This is a genomic window from Streptomyces sp. CA-249302, from assembly GCF_050936785.1.
Taxonomy (GTDB): Bacteria; Actinomycetota; Actinomycetes; order Streptomycetales; family Streptomycetaceae; genus Streptomyces.
In genome coordinates this window covers 1,189,969-1,204,871 of record NZ_JBNJMG010000001.1, presented here as the reverse complement: position 1 = coordinate 1,204,871, position 14,903 = coordinate 1,189,969, and the positions used below count along the sequence as shown (strand labels likewise).

The 14,903-nt window shown below is 72.9% G+C and carries 12 protein-coding genes and 1 pseudogene; 4 read left to right on the top strand and 9 right to left on the bottom strand.

Annotation, left to right across the window (positions count from 1 at the left end; translation table 11 throughout):
- Positions 1 to 25: 25 nt before the first annotated feature.
- From ACQEWB_RS05415 to ACQEWB_RS05390, 6 genes and pseudogenes are all read right to left on the bottom strand, one after another.
- A complete protein-coding gene (locus tag ACQEWB_RS05415; RefSeq protein ID WP_432843650.1) occupies positions 26 to 1,471 on the bottom strand; it encodes an SLC13 family permease in 1,446 nt (481 codons plus the stop codon).
- The gene (locus ACQEWB_RS05410; RefSeq protein WP_432827593.1) at positions 1,468 to 2,385 is read right to left on the bottom strand and encodes an NAD(P)-dependent oxidoreductase; all 918 of its coding nucleotides are present in this window, start codon (positions 2,383 to 2,385) and stop codon (positions 1,468 to 1,470) included. The genes ACQEWB_RS05415 and ACQEWB_RS05410 overlap by 4 nt, the downstream gene beginning before the upstream one ends.
- 319 nt (positions 2,386 to 2,704) lie before the next feature.
- Positions 2,705 to 2,845 (bottom strand): annotated as a pseudogene (locus ACQEWB_RS05405) (class II fructose-bisphosphate aldolase); the annotation flags it as partial.
- Positions 2,833 to 2,973 carry a class II fructose-bisphosphate aldolase gene (locus ACQEWB_RS05400; protein ID WP_432827591.1) on the bottom strand — a complete coding sequence of 47 codons (141 nt, stop codon included), beginning with the start codon at positions 2,971 to 2,973 and terminating at the stop codon, positions 2,833 to 2,835. The pseudogene ACQEWB_RS05405 and the gene ACQEWB_RS05400, both read right to left, overlap by 13 nt.
- An 82-nt stretch (positions 2,974 to 3,055) precedes the next feature.
- Positions 3,056 to 4,486 (bottom strand): four-carbon acid sugar kinase family protein, encoded by a 1,431-nt coding sequence (locus ACQEWB_RS05395; protein ID WP_432827589.1) that lies wholly within the window; start codon positions 4,484 to 4,486, stop codon positions 3,056 to 3,058.
- A 43-nt stretch (positions 4,487 to 4,529) separates the two neighbouring features.
- Positions 4,530 to 5,228 carry a FadR/GntR family transcriptional regulator gene (locus ACQEWB_RS05390; protein WP_432827587.1) on the bottom strand — a complete coding sequence of 233 codons (699 nt, stop codon included), beginning with the start codon at positions 5,226 to 5,228 and terminating at the stop codon, positions 4,530 to 4,532.
- A gap of 145 nt (positions 5,229 to 5,373) precedes the next feature.
- Here ACQEWB_RS05390 and ACQEWB_RS05385 point away from each other — a divergent pair, with 145 nt between their 5' ends.
- Both ACQEWB_RS05385 and ACQEWB_RS05380 read left to right on the top strand, forming a co-directional pair.
- A complete protein-coding gene (locus ACQEWB_RS05385; protein WP_432827585.1) occupies positions 5,374 to 6,540 on the top strand; it encodes a cytochrome P450 in 1,167 nt (388 codons plus the stop codon).
- 51 nt (positions 6,541 to 6,591) lie between these two features.
- Positions 6,592 to 7,461, top strand: coding sequence for an isocitrate lyase/PEP mutase family protein (locus ACQEWB_RS05380; RefSeq protein WP_432827583.1), 870 nt, complete (start codon positions 6,592 to 6,594; stop codon positions 7,459 to 7,461).
- On the opposite strand, the gene ACQEWB_RS05375 is transcribed toward ACQEWB_RS05380, so the two are convergent.
- Complete coding sequence (locus tag ACQEWB_RS05375; RefSeq protein WP_432827581.1) at positions 7,430 to 8,503, bottom strand: alkene reductase; 1,074 nt, start codon at positions 8,501 to 8,503, stop codon at positions 7,430 to 7,432. The two genes, ACQEWB_RS05380 and ACQEWB_RS05375, sit on opposite strands and share 32 nt — an antisense overlap.
- Positions 8,504 to 8,618: 115 nt before the next feature.
- On the opposite strand from ACQEWB_RS05375, the gene ACQEWB_RS05370 reads away from it, so the two are divergent.
- Positions 8,619 to 8,996 carry a MerR family transcriptional regulator gene (locus ACQEWB_RS05370; protein WP_432827579.1) on the top strand — a complete coding sequence of 126 codons (378 nt, stop codon included), beginning with the start codon at positions 8,619 to 8,621 and terminating at the stop codon, positions 8,994 to 8,996.
- Between the two features lie 34 nt (positions 8,997 to 9,030).
- Complete coding sequence (locus tag ACQEWB_RS05365) at positions 9,031 to 10,227, top strand: cysteine desulfurase-like protein (protein ID WP_432827577.1); 1,197 nt, start codon at positions 9,031 to 9,033, stop codon at positions 10,225 to 10,227.
- Between the two features lie 50 nt (positions 10,228 to 10,277).
- Here the strand turns inward: ACQEWB_RS05365 and ACQEWB_RS05360 are convergent, their stop codons facing one another.
- Together ACQEWB_RS05360 and ACQEWB_RS05355 are read right to left on the bottom strand one after the other, a co-directional pair.
- Entirely contained in the window at positions 10,278 to 11,903 is a 1,626-nt protein-coding gene (locus tag ACQEWB_RS05360) for a S53 family peptidase (protein ID WP_432827575.1), read from the bottom strand.
- Positions 11,904 to 12,025: 122 nt separating this feature from the next.
- Positions 12,026 to 14,887 (bottom strand): helix-turn-helix transcriptional regulator, encoded by a 2,862-nt coding sequence (locus tag ACQEWB_RS05355; RefSeq protein WP_432827573.1) that lies wholly within the window; start codon positions 14,885 to 14,887, stop codon positions 12,026 to 12,028.
- Positions 14,888 to 14,903: the final 16 nt, after the last annotated feature.

Here is a 14,903-nt window from a genome sequence, read left to right as displayed (position 1 = left end):
GAGTCGCTTTGCATGGCCGACTCCGTCAGAGCAGTGGCCACAGCGCCGCGGTGAGGGCGAAGCCGGTTACGCCCATGACCGTGGTGAGGACCGTCCATGTGCGCAGGCCGGACGCCACGTCCAGGCCGGCCAGCTTGGTGAACATCCAGAAGCCGGCGTCGTTGATGTGGGAGAGGGACAGGGCGCCCGCGCCCATGGCCAGGGCGACCAGCGACAGATGGCCCGTCGACAGGTCGGCGCGGTGCAGCAGCGGGGTGAGGATGCCCGCGGTGGTGATGAGGGCGACCGTCGCCGAGCCCTGGGCCGCGCGCAGGGCCAGGGACGTGAGGAACGCCAGCAGCAGCACGGGCAGACCGGTCTGCTCCAGTACGTCCGCGATCGCGTCGCCGATACCGCCGGCGACCAGCACCTTGCCGAACACACCACCGGCGCCCGCCACCAGGATCACCATCGCGACCGGCGGCAGCGCGGAGCCCATCACCTCGGCGATCCGCGGCCGGTCCCAGCCGCGCCGGGCTCCGAGCAGCCAGCCGCACAGGGCAACGTCGATGAGCAGCGCCACCATCGGAGCGCCCAGGACCGTGAGCACGGCGCGCAGGGTGGAGCCCTCGGCGAGGGTGTTCTGGCCGATCGTGCCGAGGAGGATCAGCAGGATCGGGGTGACGATCAGTGCCAGGACCATGGTGAAGGACGGCGGTTGGACCTCGGTGGCGGAGGGGGCCGGCTTGGTGAGTACGGCGGTGGTGCGGCCGCCGTCGTCGTCGGGTGTTCCGGGCTGCTTTGAGTCCGAGGGCTCGGCGCCGTTGTCCGGCGCCGGGTCTCCGTACACCTCCGCGTGCACCGTCGGGTCCATCGGGTACTCGCGGCGGGTCAGGCGGCGGGCGACGAAGAAGCCGAGCAGGGCGACTGCCGCCGTTACGGGCAGGCCCAGCAGCAGCATCAGGCCCTGACTGGCGCCGATCGTCGCGGCGACCGCGACGGCACCCGGGTGCGGGGGCAGGAACGCGTGCACGGTGAGCATCGCCGCGCCCATCGGCAGCGCGTACAGCAGAAGGGGTCTGCGGGAGGCGCGGGCCACGCCGTACGCGATCGGCATCAGGATGATCAGGCCGACCTCGAAGAAGACCGGGATGCCCAGCACGAAGCCGGCGACGGTCAGCGCGAGGGGAATTCGGCGGGAACCGAACTTGTCGATGAGTGCGTACGCGAACGCGTGGGCGCCGCCGGAGAGTTCGATGATCCGGCCGATCATCGCGCCGAGGGCGATGATGGTGGCGATGTGGCCGAGGGTGGCGCCCATGCCGTCCTCGATCGTCTTCACCAGGTCGGCGGCGGGCACGCCCGCGGCGAGTGCGACGCCGATGCTGACGACCACCAGCGCGACGAACGGCTGGACCTTCGCCTTGAGGATGAGCAGCAGCAGGGTCGCGACACCGGCGACCGCGATGGTGAGCAGGGCGGAGTGGCTCATCGTCCCTCTCCTTCCGGGGACTTGGGGGAGAGGACGGTGACCACCGAGGAGTCGTCGCGGGCGCCGAGGCCTGCGCCCTCGCCGAGCAGGTAGAGCTGTTCCGCCGCGGCGGCCAGCGGTACGGGGACGTGGGCGTTCTTCGCGATGCCGGTGACTATGCCCATGTCCTTGACGAAGATGTCGAGCCGTGACTTGACCTCGGGGTCGGGGCCGTCCTCGTACGTCTCGACCATGCGTGGGCCGCGGTCGGCGAACATGAACGAGCCTGCGGCGCCGTGCTTGAGGCTCTCCACGACCGTGGCCGGGTCGAGGCCGAGTCCGCGTGCGAGGGCGATCGCCTCGGCCGCGGCCGCGATGTGTACGCCGGCGAGGAGTTGGTTGACCGCCTTCATCGCCTGGCCGTCGCCCGGGCGTGGGCCGACGACGGTGAGCGTGGAGGCGAGCAGGTCCAGGACTGGGCGGGCCGCCTTCAGCGCTACGTCCTCGGCGCCTACGACGATCAGGAGGTCGCCGTTGCCGGCTCGGAGCGGGCCGCCACTGACCGGGGCGTCGACGGTGAGTACTCCGTGGTCGGCGAGGCGGGTGGCGGTGGTGCGGGCCGCTTCGGGGCCGATGGTGCTGGTGAGGATCACGACCGTGCCGGGGCGCAGGGTCTGGGCGGCGCCGGTTTCGCCGAACAGGGCGTCCTGTAGTTGTGGCTGGTCGCGTACGGCGAGTACGACGATGTCGGCGTCGTGTGCGGCTTCGGCGGGGGAAGTGGCCTCGTGCGCTCCCTCGGCGGTGAGGGTGGCGCGGCGGTCTGGGGCGATGTCGTAGACGGTGACGGGGAGTTGGGTGGTGAGGCGGCGGGCCATGGGGAGGCCCATGGCGCCTAGGCCCAGCACGGTGGTGTGGGGACGGGGGTGGGTGGACATGGGTGTTCTCCTGGGGACGGGGGGAGGGAGGAACGCCGGGGTGGGGAGGCCCCGGCGCCGTGGGGTGCGTGGGTGGGTCGGGGTCGGGGCGGTACGGCGAACCCGCCGCCGACGGTACTGCTGTGTCTTGAGGGGGGAACGAGCCCAACGGACCACGTAAGCGGCGGGTTGCGCCGTACCGCCCCGACCCGCTTCCGTGCGTGGGCGGCTGTAGGTCGTCGTTCTCTGCTGGTTCGGGGCTCAGGCGGCCCATGACCTCCAGGGCGCTTATGGCGTCCAGGTAGGCGCGGCGCAGTTCGGCGTTGGCGTTGGCCTTGGCCACCCCGCGTGCGAGGGCGCCGTGCAGGACCAAGGGGACCGGGACGGTCTCGTGGATCGTGGCCAGTCGGTTCAGGTCGAGGTGGATCGGGTTCTTGGTGAAGCCGTGGACGTTGGCGACGGCGATGGTCAGTGCGTCCACGCCCGTTGCGGCCACGAAGTCGGCCGCCCGTGCCGGTCGGTCATGGTCGAGTGGTCGCGGGCCCGGCGTACCGCCTCTTTGGTGAGGGCGATGTTTTCGGCGAAGGGCACGTGGGAGCCGTCGATCATGACTGAGGTGTAGCCCGCCTGGACAGGACGGGGCGTCCGGTGGCCGCGGCCTCCTTGAGCGCGTCGGTTCCGTGCAGCGGCATCACGCGCTCCTGAGCAGGTCGAGGGCGTCGGCGAGAGCGTCGTCGGTGCCGACGTTTCCGGCGAAGACGATGTAGGGGATGCCGGCGGCGGGGCCGTCCACCGGCTCCCAGAGCGAGACGATGCCGGGGAGCAGGGTGCCTCGGGCCCAGGCGCGGCGGATCTGGAGGCCGTGGGTGGCCGTGTCGCTGGAGGTGATGCCGCCCTTGGCTATGACGAAGGCGGGGCGGCGGATGGCGGTGACCTGGCGTACGGCCTCCACCAGGGCCGCGGAGACGCGGCGGGAGATCGCCAGGCTGTCGTCCGCGTCGGCGCCGGTCACGAGCGTGCGCGAGGTGCGGATCACGGCGTCCGCCGAGTGCAGGGCGCGGGAGGCGGCGGCCGCGACCTCGGAGATGTGGGCGTCGCGGCGTTCGTCGAGGAGTCGGGCCACGTCGAGTTCGTACTCGGCGATCCCGCCGCGTTGGCGGAGTCGGTCCAACTGCCTTGTGGTGAGGGAGACATGGGAGCCGACGGCGATCAGGCCGTGTGGTGACCTCCCGCGCAGTCGGCTCAGTTCGGGTGAGGTGAGCGGGGGGCGTCCGGCCTGGCCGGCGCGGGCCCGGACGAAGGACGGGCCGACGCGGTAGAGGAGTCGGCTGCCGTTCTCTTCCGCCTCCGCGAGGGCCAGTGCCAGTATCCGCAGGTCGTCGTCGCACACGGCGTCCACGACTGCCGTACGGCCGCCGCGCAGTGAGGACAGGAGCCGTGCCGTGTGGGTCGGGCCGCCGGCGCGCAGGTCGTCGAGGGTGATCCGAAGGACCTCGCCCGCGGGCTGTCGGCCTGCGGTCTTCTCCTCGATCCAGTCGGGCAGCGAGGAGCTGGTGTAGCCGAAGGTGGCGTCTCGGGCGAACTCGCTCTCGCCCACCGGTAGGAGGCCGTCCGGCGTGCGCATCCAGTGGTGGGAGGCGACGGTCAGGCGGCCCGCCTCGATGTAGGCGGGGACGAGTACGACACCGTCCACCGTGCCGAGTTCCTCCGTCAGGACGTCGGTCTCCAGCGGGAAGTGGCCGCGCAGGGTCGAGTCGCCGCGGCTGGCGATGACGTACTCGGTGCCCTCGGCCGCCGACGCCGTGCGCAGGGCGCGTACGACCTCGCGGTTGCGGGTGGCCGCGTCCTCGGGGGACAGGCTGCGGGTGTTGGTGAGGACGAAGAAGGCCGAGCTGTCCTGGCGCAGGGCCCAGCGCAGGTCGTCCACGGTCCAGGAGGTCAGGACCGGTACGTCGGCGACGGTCTGGGTGCCGGTCGGGTCGTCGTCCAGGACCACGAGACGGGGGCCGCCGGAGATGCGGGTGGCCACCTCGGCGGCACTGACGGCACGGACCGGGGGGAGTCCGGCCAGTACGTCGGCCTCGGGGACGGCCGCCGTTCGGGCAGGGAGGGGTGGGGACATGGCGAAATCCTGGTCCTGGAAGGGGAGTTGGGGCGGGGCGGTGTCAGCCCTGGTCGCGCTTGATCACGTGGGTGCGCAGGTCGTCCGCGGTCTGGTTCATATGGCCGTCCATCGCGGCCCGGGCGGCCTCGGGGTTGCCGGACTCCAGCGCGGCGAGCACCCGCTCGTGGTGCGCGATGGCGTTCGTACGGATCTCGGGCACGGCCGAGGTCTCCCGGCGCCCCTCGACCAGCAGGGGGCCGAACGGCTCGAAGAGCAGCGGTACGAAGAGGTTGCCCGTCGCCCGCATCACCGTGTCGTGGAAGTCGATGTCGGCCTGCACGAACTGCTCGGTGTCGCCGGCGTCGGCGGCCTCCCGCATCACCGCGAGGTGTCGGCGCAGCTCCTCCAGGTCCTCCTCGCCGCGCCGGGTGGCGGCCAGCTCGCAGGCGCCGTTCTCGATCAGCCGGCGCGCCTCGATCAGCCGCTCCGACAGGGCGCCGCTGGAGGTGCGCGAGGCCGCCCGGACCACCGGCTCCAGGGCGGTCCAGCGGTCCGGCGGGTTGACGTAGGTGCCGCGGCCGCGCACCACCCGGACGACGTTCTGGGCGCGCAGCTGCTTCACCGCCTCCCGCACGGTCAGCCGGCTGACGCCGCTCAGCTCCGAGAGCTCGCCCTCGGGCGGGAGGGCGGCGTCCGGCGGGTACTCGCCGTCGATGATCGCGGTGAGCAGCTGCTCGGCGAGGTCGTCCGAGAGCGACATGGTGGGACCTCTTCGTTCGGCTCTTTGGGCGGCTTCCACATCAGACGTCAGACATCTGATGTCTACATGCCGGAAACGATGACACCGGGTGGAGGGCCCGTCAATACCCCCGGACGGAGATACCGGGCCGTTGTTAGCCTGGGGCGTGATCGATTTCCCCATCGGCGCCGCGACCTCCCTCGCCGAGCTCGCCCGTGATCCGCACCCCCGGCTGGCGCGCCTGCGGGCGCGGGAGCCGGTGTCCTGGCTGCCCGAGCTGGACGGCTGGCTGGTGACCCGCCGGGATCTCGCGCTGAGCGTGATGCGGGACAGCGAGACCTACACCGTCGACGACCCGCGCTTCTCCACCGCACAGGTCGTCGGCCCGAGCATGCTGTCCCTGGACGGCGCCGAACACGCCCGCCACCGCGAGCCGTTCGCCGCCCCCTTCCGACCGCGGGCGGTGCGGGAGGGCTTCGCGTCGTTCATCGAGCGGGAGACCGACCGGCTCGTCACGGCGCTGGAGCCGGACGGCGCCTGCGAGTTGCGCCGTGCCTTCGCCGGACCGCTCGCCGTCGCCGTCGTCACCGAGGCGCTCGGACTCGTCGGCGCCACCACGGACACCGTCCTCTCCTGGTACGACACCATCGTGCGGTCGGTCTCCGAGATCACCGCCGGACTGGCTGCGGCGCCGGAGGGGGTCGCGGCCTACTCGGAGCTGCGGGCCGCCGTGGAGGCCACCGTCGCCGACCGGGGCGCGGCCTCGCTGCTCGTCTCCGCCGCCGGGCGGCTGCCGGTGCCCGAGGTGGCGTCCAACGCGGCGGTGATGATGTTCGGCGGGATCGAGACCGTCGAAGCGATGATCACGAATGCGGTGCTTCACCTGTTGGCGGATCCCGAGCAACTCGCCCTCGTCCGGGGAGACTTGGAGCTGCTGGACGGTGTGGTCGAGGAGTCCCTGCGGCTCGAACCCGGCGCCGCGGTCGTGGATCGCTACGCCACCCGGGACACCGTGCTGGGTACGGCCGGGATCCGCCGCGGTGACCTCGTCACGGTCTCCCTGGCCGGCGCCAACCGCGACCCGGAGACCTTCCCGGACCCGGACCGCTTCGATGTCCGGCGCGCCAACGCCCGCCTCCAACTCGCCTTCGCGCACGGCCCGCACCACTGCATCGCCGCCCACCTCGCCCGGCTGGAAACGCGCATAGCCCTCCAGCGGCTCCTCGAACGCCTCCCTGGTCTCCGCCTCGACCCGGCTCGCCCGGCCGCGCCGTACGGCCTGGTCTTCCGCAAGCCGCCCACGCTGCATGTTCTCTGGGACGGGCGCGGCTGAGGGGCCTTCCGGATTCGTCAGGAACAACTCGTCGTCTTCAAGGGGAAACACATGGACAGCGCACGACGCGAACGGGCCGCGCGGTTCGTCGAGTTGCACCGGGAGGGCTGCTTCCTGCTGCCCAACGCCTGGGACGTGGGCAGCGCCCGGGTCCTGGAGGCGGCCGGGTTCCCCGCGGTGGCGACCACCAGCGCGGGCGTCGCCTTCTCGCTCGGCCGCCCCGACCACGACTTCTTCGCCGAGCAGGCGCCGGAGGAGCGGGTCGGCCGGGAGACCATGCTGCGCCGGGTCCGAGAGATCGCCGGCGAGATCGGGGTGCCGCTCAGCGCCGATCTGGAGGACGGGTACGGCGAAGCGCCCGAGACCGTGGCCGAGACGATCGCCATGACGCTCGCCGCCGGTGCCGCGGGCGGCAACATCGAGGACTTCACCGGGTCCCGTGAACGGCCGCTGTACGAACCGGAGTTGTCCGCCGACCGCATCCGCGCCGCCCGGGCCGCCGTGGACGCGAGCGGTGCGCCGTTCGTCCTGGTCGGCCGCACCGACGGACTGCTCGTCGGCGGCACGCTCGACGACTGCGTCGCCCGCGCCAACGCCTACCTCGCGGCCGGCGCCGACTGCGCCTTCGTCCCGGGCGCCGCCGACGCCGCCACCATCGGCACCCTGGTGCGCGAGATCGACGGCCCGCTCAACGTGGTCATGGGCCTGACCGGCAACGCGCTCACCCTGGACGGACTGCGCGAACTCGGCGTCCGGCGGGTCACCGTCGGCGGCAGCATCGCCCGCGCGATGTACGGCCATCTGATCGCCGCCGCACGGGAGTTGGCGGAGAAGGGCACCTTCTCCTACGCCGACGCGCAGCTCCCGCAGAACGAGCTCAACCGCCTCTTCACGCCGAGTGCTGATAGGCCGGGTACGTGAGGTAGCCCTTGTCGCCGCCCTGGAAGTAGGTCGCCTCGTCGGCGGGGGCGATCGGCAGCCCGGTGCGCAGGCGCTCCACCAGGTCGGGGTTGGCGATGAAGGCGCGCCCGAAGCTGATGAGGTCGGCGCCGAGACCGAGCCAGTGGTCGGCGTCGGCGCGGCCGGTCTGCTTGGCGCCCAACGGCAGCGTCGGGTTCACGACCAGGGCGCCCGGCCACGCCCGGCGCAGGGCGACGAGCGTCTCCTCGGGGGCGGTGAGCTCCAGATGGACGTAAGCCAGCCCGAGTCGGGACAGTTCGGCCAGGAGCGCGGTGTACAGCTCGGTGACGTCGGACTCCTCGACTCCCCAGAAGGTGCCGCCCGGTGAGAGACGGATCCCCGTCCGTTCGGCGCCCACGGCGTCCACGGTCGCGGCGGCCGCCTCGACGACGAACCGGATCCGGTTGGTGACCGGGCCGCCGTAGCCGTCCGTGCGCAGGTTGGCGTTGGAGGAGAGGAACTGCGAGATCAAGTAGCCGTTGGCGCCGTGCAGTTCCACCCCGTCGAACCCGGCATCCACGGCACGGCGCGCGGCCTCGGCGTACGACTCGGCGTGTTCGGTGACCTCGGCGGTGTCCAGTGCGCGCGGAAGTGGCGCGGGCTGCGGGCCCGTCGGGGTGAACACCTCGCCGACGGCGGCCACGGCCGAGGGGCCCACGGGCCGCAACCCGGTCGTGTCCGGGTGCGAGACCCGCCCGCCGTGCATGATCTGCGCGAAGATCCGGCCCCCGTTGGTGTGCACGGCCTCCGTCACCGGACGCCAGGAAGCCACCTGCTCATCGGTGTACAGGCCCGGCGTCCCCGGGTTGGACTGCCCGACCAGGCTCGGCTGCACCCCCTCGGTGACGATCAGGCCGGCCGTGGCCCGCTGGGCGTAGTAACGCGCCATCGAGGGGGTCGCGAGGCCGCCCGTCGCGGCCCGCACGCGGGTCATGGGGGCCATCACCACCCGGTTGGGAAGTGCGAGATCGCCGAGCCGGTAGCTCGTGAAAAGGGTCGTCACGTCAGGTCACCTCATTCGTCCGTCGTGCCCGGTCCCGGGCACGACGGTTACGCTAGAACCTGACGTTGACGTCAGGGGTGAGGTCTGTGCCCCGGATCACACCAGGGAGGGCGGCATGCGCATCGGGGAACTCGCGGCACGCGCCGGAGTCAGCGTCCGGTCGCTGCGCTATTACGAGGAGCAGGGCCTCCTCAGCAGTACGCGCAGCGCGAGCGGGCAGCGGCACTACCTCGACTCCGACGTCGAACGGGTGCTGTTCCTCCAGCGGATGTACGCGGCGGGCCTGTCCAGCCGGACCATCGCCGAACTGCTGCCGTGCGTCGACTCGCCCAGCGCGGAGACCGCCGACGCGGCGCTGGAGCGGATGGCCGAGGAACGTGACCGGCTCGACGGGCACATCGCCGACCTGATCCGCGCCCGGGAGGCCCTCGACGGGCTGATGGCCGGGAACCGGGCCCACCGCGAGCGCCTGCGCACCGCCGTGGCAGGCTGAGACGTCCGGATCGAGCAGGTCGCAAGGAGCCCATGTGACGTACGACATCGCCGCCATCCGCTCCCACTTCCCGGCCCTGGCCGCCGGTACCGCTCACTTCGACGGGCCGGGCGGCACCCAGACCCCGGAGCCCGTCATCCGGGCCATCTCCGACGCGCTGGCCCGGCCCCTGTCGAACCGGGGGCAGATCACGCTGGGGGAGCGCAACGCGGAGTCGATCGTCACCGGGGCCCGGCGGGCCATGGCCGACCTCCTCGGGGCGGATCCCGCGGGAGTCGTCTTCGGGCGCAGCGCCACCCAGCTGACGTACGACTTCTCGCGCACCCTCGCCAAGACCTGGTCGCCCGGCGACGAGGTGGTCGTCACCCGGCTCGACCACGACGCCGACATCCGGCCCTGGGTCCAGTCGGGCGCCACCGTGCGCTGGGCCGAATTCGACCCGAAGACAGGAGAGTTGACGGTCGACGCCATCCGGGCCGTGCTGTCCGGGCGCACCCGGCTCGTCGCCGTGACCGCCGCCTCCAACCTGATCGGCACCCGCCCCGACATCCCCGCGATCGCCCGCGCGGCACACGAGGCCGGAGCGCTCGTGTACGTCGACGGTGTCCACTACACCGCGCACACCCTGGTCGACCTCGATGCGCTCGGCGCGGACTTCTTCGTCTGCTCGCCGTACAAGTTCCTCGGTCCGCACCACGGAGTCCTCGCCGCCCGGCCGGAGTTGCTCGAGACCCTGCGGCCGGACAAGCTGCTGCCCTCCACCGACGCCGTCCCCGAGCGCTTCGAACTGGGCACGCTGCCCTACGAGTTCCTCGCGGGGACGACGGCGGCGGTCGACTTCCTCGCCGAGCACCTGGACACGAAGGCCACCGGCACCCGGCGAGAGCGGCTGGCCGCCGGGTTCGCCGCGCTCGAAGCCCATGAACACGTGCTGCGCACCCGGATCGACGAGGGCCTGGCCGCGCTGGACGGGGTCACCGTCCACTCCAGGGCCGCCGACCGCACCCCTACCGTGCTGCTGACCTTCGAGAACCGCAGCACGGCCGACGCGTACGCCTTCCTCGCCGAGCGGGGCGTCCAGGCGCCGGCCGGCTCCTTCTACGCCATCGAGGCCTCGCGCCATCTCGGTCTGGGTGACACCGGGGGCCTGCGCGTCGGACTCGCGCCGTACAACAGCGCGGAGGACGTGGACCGGTTGCTGACGGGGCTGGCCGACTTCCTGGCACGCTGAGACGCGGGCCGGGGAGTCACCCCGGCCCGCACCTCACTCGTCGTGCGACGTCAGCCGAGGAGCTTGCTCGCCAGCGTGGCCGCGTTGTACGAGCCCCAGCCCGTGGTGAAGTCCCAGCCGGTGGCCGCGGAGTAGGCGCCGTTGCTGCCGCTGGTGATGTCGTGGAAGCCGGTGCCCGCCGCCGCGTACAGGGCGGGGTTGGCGAAGCCGAGGTTGGCGTCGCCGGACGCCGCGGCCTGCTGGTTGTAGAGGGCCGCGAACGCCGCCCACTCCGGGGCCGCCGCGCTCGTACCGCCGACCGAGGACCACGAGCCCTGCGAGTAGATCGAGACGCCGGGGCTCGGGTTGGCGTGCGCCGAGACGTCCGGGACCTGGCGGTAGCCGCCGCCCGCGCTCTTCTGCACCGAGGTCTGCCAGCTCGGGATCTTGAAGACGGAGGACTTGCCGCCACCACCGCCGGACCAGGCCACTTCCTTGCTGAAGGCGTTGGCGGAGGTGACGGTCAGCTTGGTGCCGCCGACACCGGTGACGTACGGGTCGCTGGCGGGGTAGTCGACCGAGGTGCCGCCGTCGCCCGCGTCGTCGGAGCCGTCGTCACCGGAGGCCGCGTAGAAGCCGAGGCCCTCGGCGGCGCCCGCCTTGAAGACGGCGTCCACGGCGTTGATGTTGGAGGTGGTGCGGGCGGACTCGGCCGCGCCCCAGCTGATCGAGGTGGTCGGGATGCCGCTGTCGACGATCGCCTGGTACGTGTCGACCTCGCCGGCGTCGGAGTTCGGGCCCTCGAAGACCGTGACGTTCGCCTTCGGGGCGATCGCGTGCAGCACCTCGATGTCCAGCTCGACCTCGACCTGGCCGTCACCGAGCGCGCCCGAGCCGCCGTCCACCTTGGACACGGTCGGGGTGGGCGAGCCCAGGCTGTAGTTGGTGTCGTACTTGGTGATGTTGGACTGCTGGAAGCCGTCGAACTCGATCAGCGCGATCTTCTGGCCGCTGCCGGTGTACGTCCCGGAGACGTTGTAGCCGCCCTTGAGCTGGGCCGGCGTGTAGCCGCCGCCGGGGCCGTTGTGCGGGGAGACGGTGTGCGGGGTCGCCTGGTGGTGCAGCTGGACGCGGTTGTTGAGGCCGGCCACGTCGCTGACGAGGGAGGCGATGGCGGTGGGCAGGGTCGGCGCGCTGTCGTTGGCGTAGAAGGAGCGGCCGGACCTGGCGTCCTTCCAGGTCGACAGCTTGGTGCCGAAGGCCTTCTCCAGCTGGGTGGCGGTGCCGCTCGCGTCGACCAGCAGGTTGCCCGAGTGGACCTTGCCGACGGTGATGCCCTGCGCGCGCAGGTAGGTCTTGAGCCGCTTGACCTCGGCGTCGGTGCGGCCGAAGCGGGCGGCGAACCGGCTCTTGGTGAGGTAGTGGCCGTAGGAGCCGGAGCGCGGGTCGCTCACCTTGGCGATGAAGGTGTCGAGCGCCGTACCGCCTCTGGGCGTCAGGCTGATCGCCACGGCTATCCGCTTCCCGGCCGCGACGCTTCCGGTACGTGCGGCGTTCTGCTTCAGGCCCGGCAGGACGTCCCCGGCGATCGCGGCACGGGTCGCGTGCGGGGCGTTCGCGGCGTAGGCGGCGGGGACGACGGCGGTGACGAGGGCCGGCGCGGCGACCAGGCCGAGCAGTTTCAGACGTGACTTCACTGAAGTCCTCCGGAGAGTGGGGGTGTTGTTCCCGGAAGCGGAACGGCTTCACCGTAGGAACTCCGGCCCCACCCCCATAAGCGGGGGAACCCTTGCGTCACGTGTTAACGGCGGATGTCACGTCAACGGCGTGTGTCCAGCGCACGACGGCCCTGCGTACGGCCCGCCTGACTGACCATCACCGCCTGCTCCGGAGGCTTCACCTGGCCGTCGTCGCCGGAGTCCACGGCCGCCCCGGAGGCGAGGACGGCGACCGCCATGGCATGGGCGAGCGCGGTACGGGAGCGGACCCCGACCTTGCGGTAGACCCGGGACAGGGTGCCCTCGACCGTCTTGACGCTGATGAACAGCTCCGCCGCGACCTCCCGGTTGGTGGCCCCGCCGCCCACCAGCTCGGCGATCCGGGCCTCCGTGGGCGTGAGTTCGGGCCCCGCCTCACCGCTTCCGGCGTCGAGCCGCGCGAGTTCCTCCCTCGCCCGCGCCGCGAGCGGAGCGGCACCGATCCGTGCGGCCGTCTCCAGCGCCTCGCCGAGCACCGCGCGCGCCGCACTCCTGCGCCGCGACCGGCGCTCCACCGCCCCCAGCGCGATCAGGGTGCGCACCAGGTCGACGGGCAAAGGGAGTTGCCGCAACCGGTCCACGGCGGCCCGCAGCCGCTCCGCCCCCTCCTTGGCCCGCCCGAGTCCCGCCTCCCGCAGCCCCTCCGCCCGCTCCAGGGCCGCCCGCACACTCCCCGGCGTATCACGGGACACGCGCGCGTAAGCCTCGCGCACCACGGCCCCGGCCTCCTCCGTCTCACCCAGGACGACCAGCGCCTCGGCCAGGTCGGCGTACCAGTGCAGCAGCGGAGGATCCGCGGCGCACATGGCCGCGCCCAATTCCCTGACCCGCTGCAGGGCCTCCACCGCGGCCGCCGCCCCGCGCGAGTCGCCGCCGAGCAGCTCCGCCTGCCCGAGCACCGCCAGCGCACGCAACAGGAACAGCCGGTCCCCGTCGGCCTCCGAGGCGCGCACCGCCTGCCCGGCCAGCCGCCGGGCCTCCTCGACTGTGCCACCCGCGGTCGCCGCGAGCGCCGCCGCGTAGAGCGCCGGGGCGGACTGGGCCATGGCCTGCGAGCAGCGGGCCGCGGTGAGCAGCGCCTCCCGGCAGTGCCCCGAGCGCACCTGGATACGGGTCAGCGACACCAAGGTCGCCATGACCTCCTCCACCCCGGCGAACTCCCCGATTCCGGCCAGGAGTCGGCCGACCTGCTCGCGGGCCTCGGTCACCCGGTCGGAGTCCAGGGCGAGGATCGCCCGCATCCGGATCAGCCGCCAGCTCTCCGGCCCGCCGCCGGCGCCCCCGGCCAGGGCCAGCGCCTCCGCCAACGCGCCGTCGGCGGCGACCGGTTCACCGGCCAGCGACCGCACCCGGGCGAGCGTGGCCAGCGCCCCGATCCGGGTCTCCGTGTCACCCGCCACGGCCGCCCGCCGCGCGGCACGCCCGGCATGATCGGCCGCCGCCGCCAACTCCCCGCACAGCAGCCCTCGTACGGCAGCCCAGTGGTGCAGCCACGCCTCGGCCTCGGGATCACCGTCGGCGTCCCGTAGCCCCTCCTCGATCAGGCCGTGCGCCCCCTCCAGCGCCTGCCCGGCGTTCCGCAGCAGCACCAGCCGCGCCCGCACCCGCTGCCGCGCCGACCCCGAAGCGAGAACGGCCTCGGCGGCCTCGCCGGCCTCTTCCAACTGCCCTGCGTCGCAGGCGAATTCGGCCGCCGCCAGCAGCCGCCCGACCCGGTCCGCGGGCCGGTCGCCAGGGGTGCGGCGAGCGGCGAGCCCGGCCAGTTCGCAGGCGGCCCCGAGCGCGCCGTCGCGTCGCGCCGACTCCGCCGCGGACATCAGAGCGCCGGCGATGTCCTCGTCCTCGTACGGATGGGCGTGGGCGAGATGGCGGGCCCGCTCGACGGTCTCGGCAACCGCGCGGGCGAGCAGGGCGTGCGCCTGCCGACGGTCGTTCTCCGGTGCGTCGGCATACAGGGCGGCCCGGATCAGCGGATGCGTGAACCGTACGACTCCGTCGGCGTCGGCCGTCGCGACACCGAGCCGCTCGGCCGCCGCGAGGTCCGCAAGAGGGTCCCTGAGGCCGGTGGCGCGCAACAGGGTGAGGGTGGGGCGGGTGGCGGTGCTCGCGACGAGCAGGGTGTGCCGCACCGAGGAGGGCAGCGTGCGTGCCTCGTCGAGGAGGAGGGCGCGCAGCCTTCGGGGGACGCGCAGCGCCGGGCCGGCGCCGACGGGGGGTGGGCCGAGGAGGGCGGCGCGCGCCAACTCCGTTGCGTACAAAGGGTTTCCGGCAGCGGTGTCCTGGACCGCCCGCAGGGTCGCGGGCGGAAGATCGGCGCCGAGCCCGACGCGCAAGAGGTCGGCCACCTCATCGTCTTCCATCGGCGGCACCCGAATCTCGACTGTTCCCGGCGGGCAGCAGCGCAGCCGCTCCGGCTGCTCACCGTCGGCGACCCGCTCGGCGGCCACCATCCGGACGTCCGCGCGGCCCAGCCGCCGTACCGCGAAAGCCAGCGCGTCGGCGGTCGGTTCGTCGAGCCATTGCAGGTCGTCGACGATCAGCAGGACGGGGTCGGCGGCCGCCAGGGCCCCCAGGACTTCCAGGAGCGCGACGCGCACGGCGAGCAGACTGCGGCCGTCTTCCGGTTCCGGGGTGTGCAGCAGGGCCGCGCGCAGTGCGGCGCGGGGTTCGGGCGCCAGAGCGTCGACGTATCCGTCCGGCACCTGCGCGAACAGGTCGATGAGCCCGCCGTACGGGAGTCGGGTGTCCTCCTCGGCGGGCGAGCAGCGCAGTACGACACCCGGCACGTCCGCCGTCAGGGCCGTCACCAGCGCGGACCTGCCGATTCCGGTGGGGCCGTGGAGGAGGACGCCGGGACCTGCCGTCAACTCCGACCGGGCGGTGTCGAGCAGCGCGGCGCGGCCCTTCAGTGGCCGTACTCCCACGGCGGCAGCCCACCCC

Excerpts from the sequence above, each read along its gene's own strand:
- ACQEWB_RS05415 (WP_432843650.1), bottom strand. The coding sequence starts at position 1,471 with ATGAGCCACTCCGCCCTGCTCACCATCGCGGTCGCCGGTGTCGCGACC.
- ACQEWB_RS05410 (WP_432827593.1), bottom strand. The coding sequence starts at position 2,385 with ATGTCCACCCACCCCCGTCCCCACACCACCGTGCTGGGCCTAGGCGCC.
- ACQEWB_RS05400 (WP_432827591.1), bottom strand. The coding sequence starts at position 2,973 with ATGATCGACGGCTCCCACGTGCCCTTCGCCGAAAACATCGCCCTCACC.
- ACQEWB_RS05395 (WP_432827589.1), bottom strand. The coding sequence starts at position 4,486 with ATGTCCCCACCCCTCCCTGCCCGAACGGCGGCCGTCCCCGAGGCCGAC.
- ACQEWB_RS05390 (WP_432827587.1), bottom strand. The coding sequence starts at position 5,228 with ATGTCGCTCTCGGACGACCTCGCCGAGCAGCTGCTCACCGCGATCATC.
- ACQEWB_RS05380 (WP_432827583.1), top strand. The coding sequence starts at position 6,592 with ATGGACAGCGCACGACGCGAACGGGCCGCGCGGTTCGTCGAGTTGCAC.
- ACQEWB_RS05370 (WP_432827579.1), top strand. The coding sequence starts at position 8,619 with ATGCGCATCGGGGAACTCGCGGCACGCGCCGGAGTCAGCGTCCGGTCG.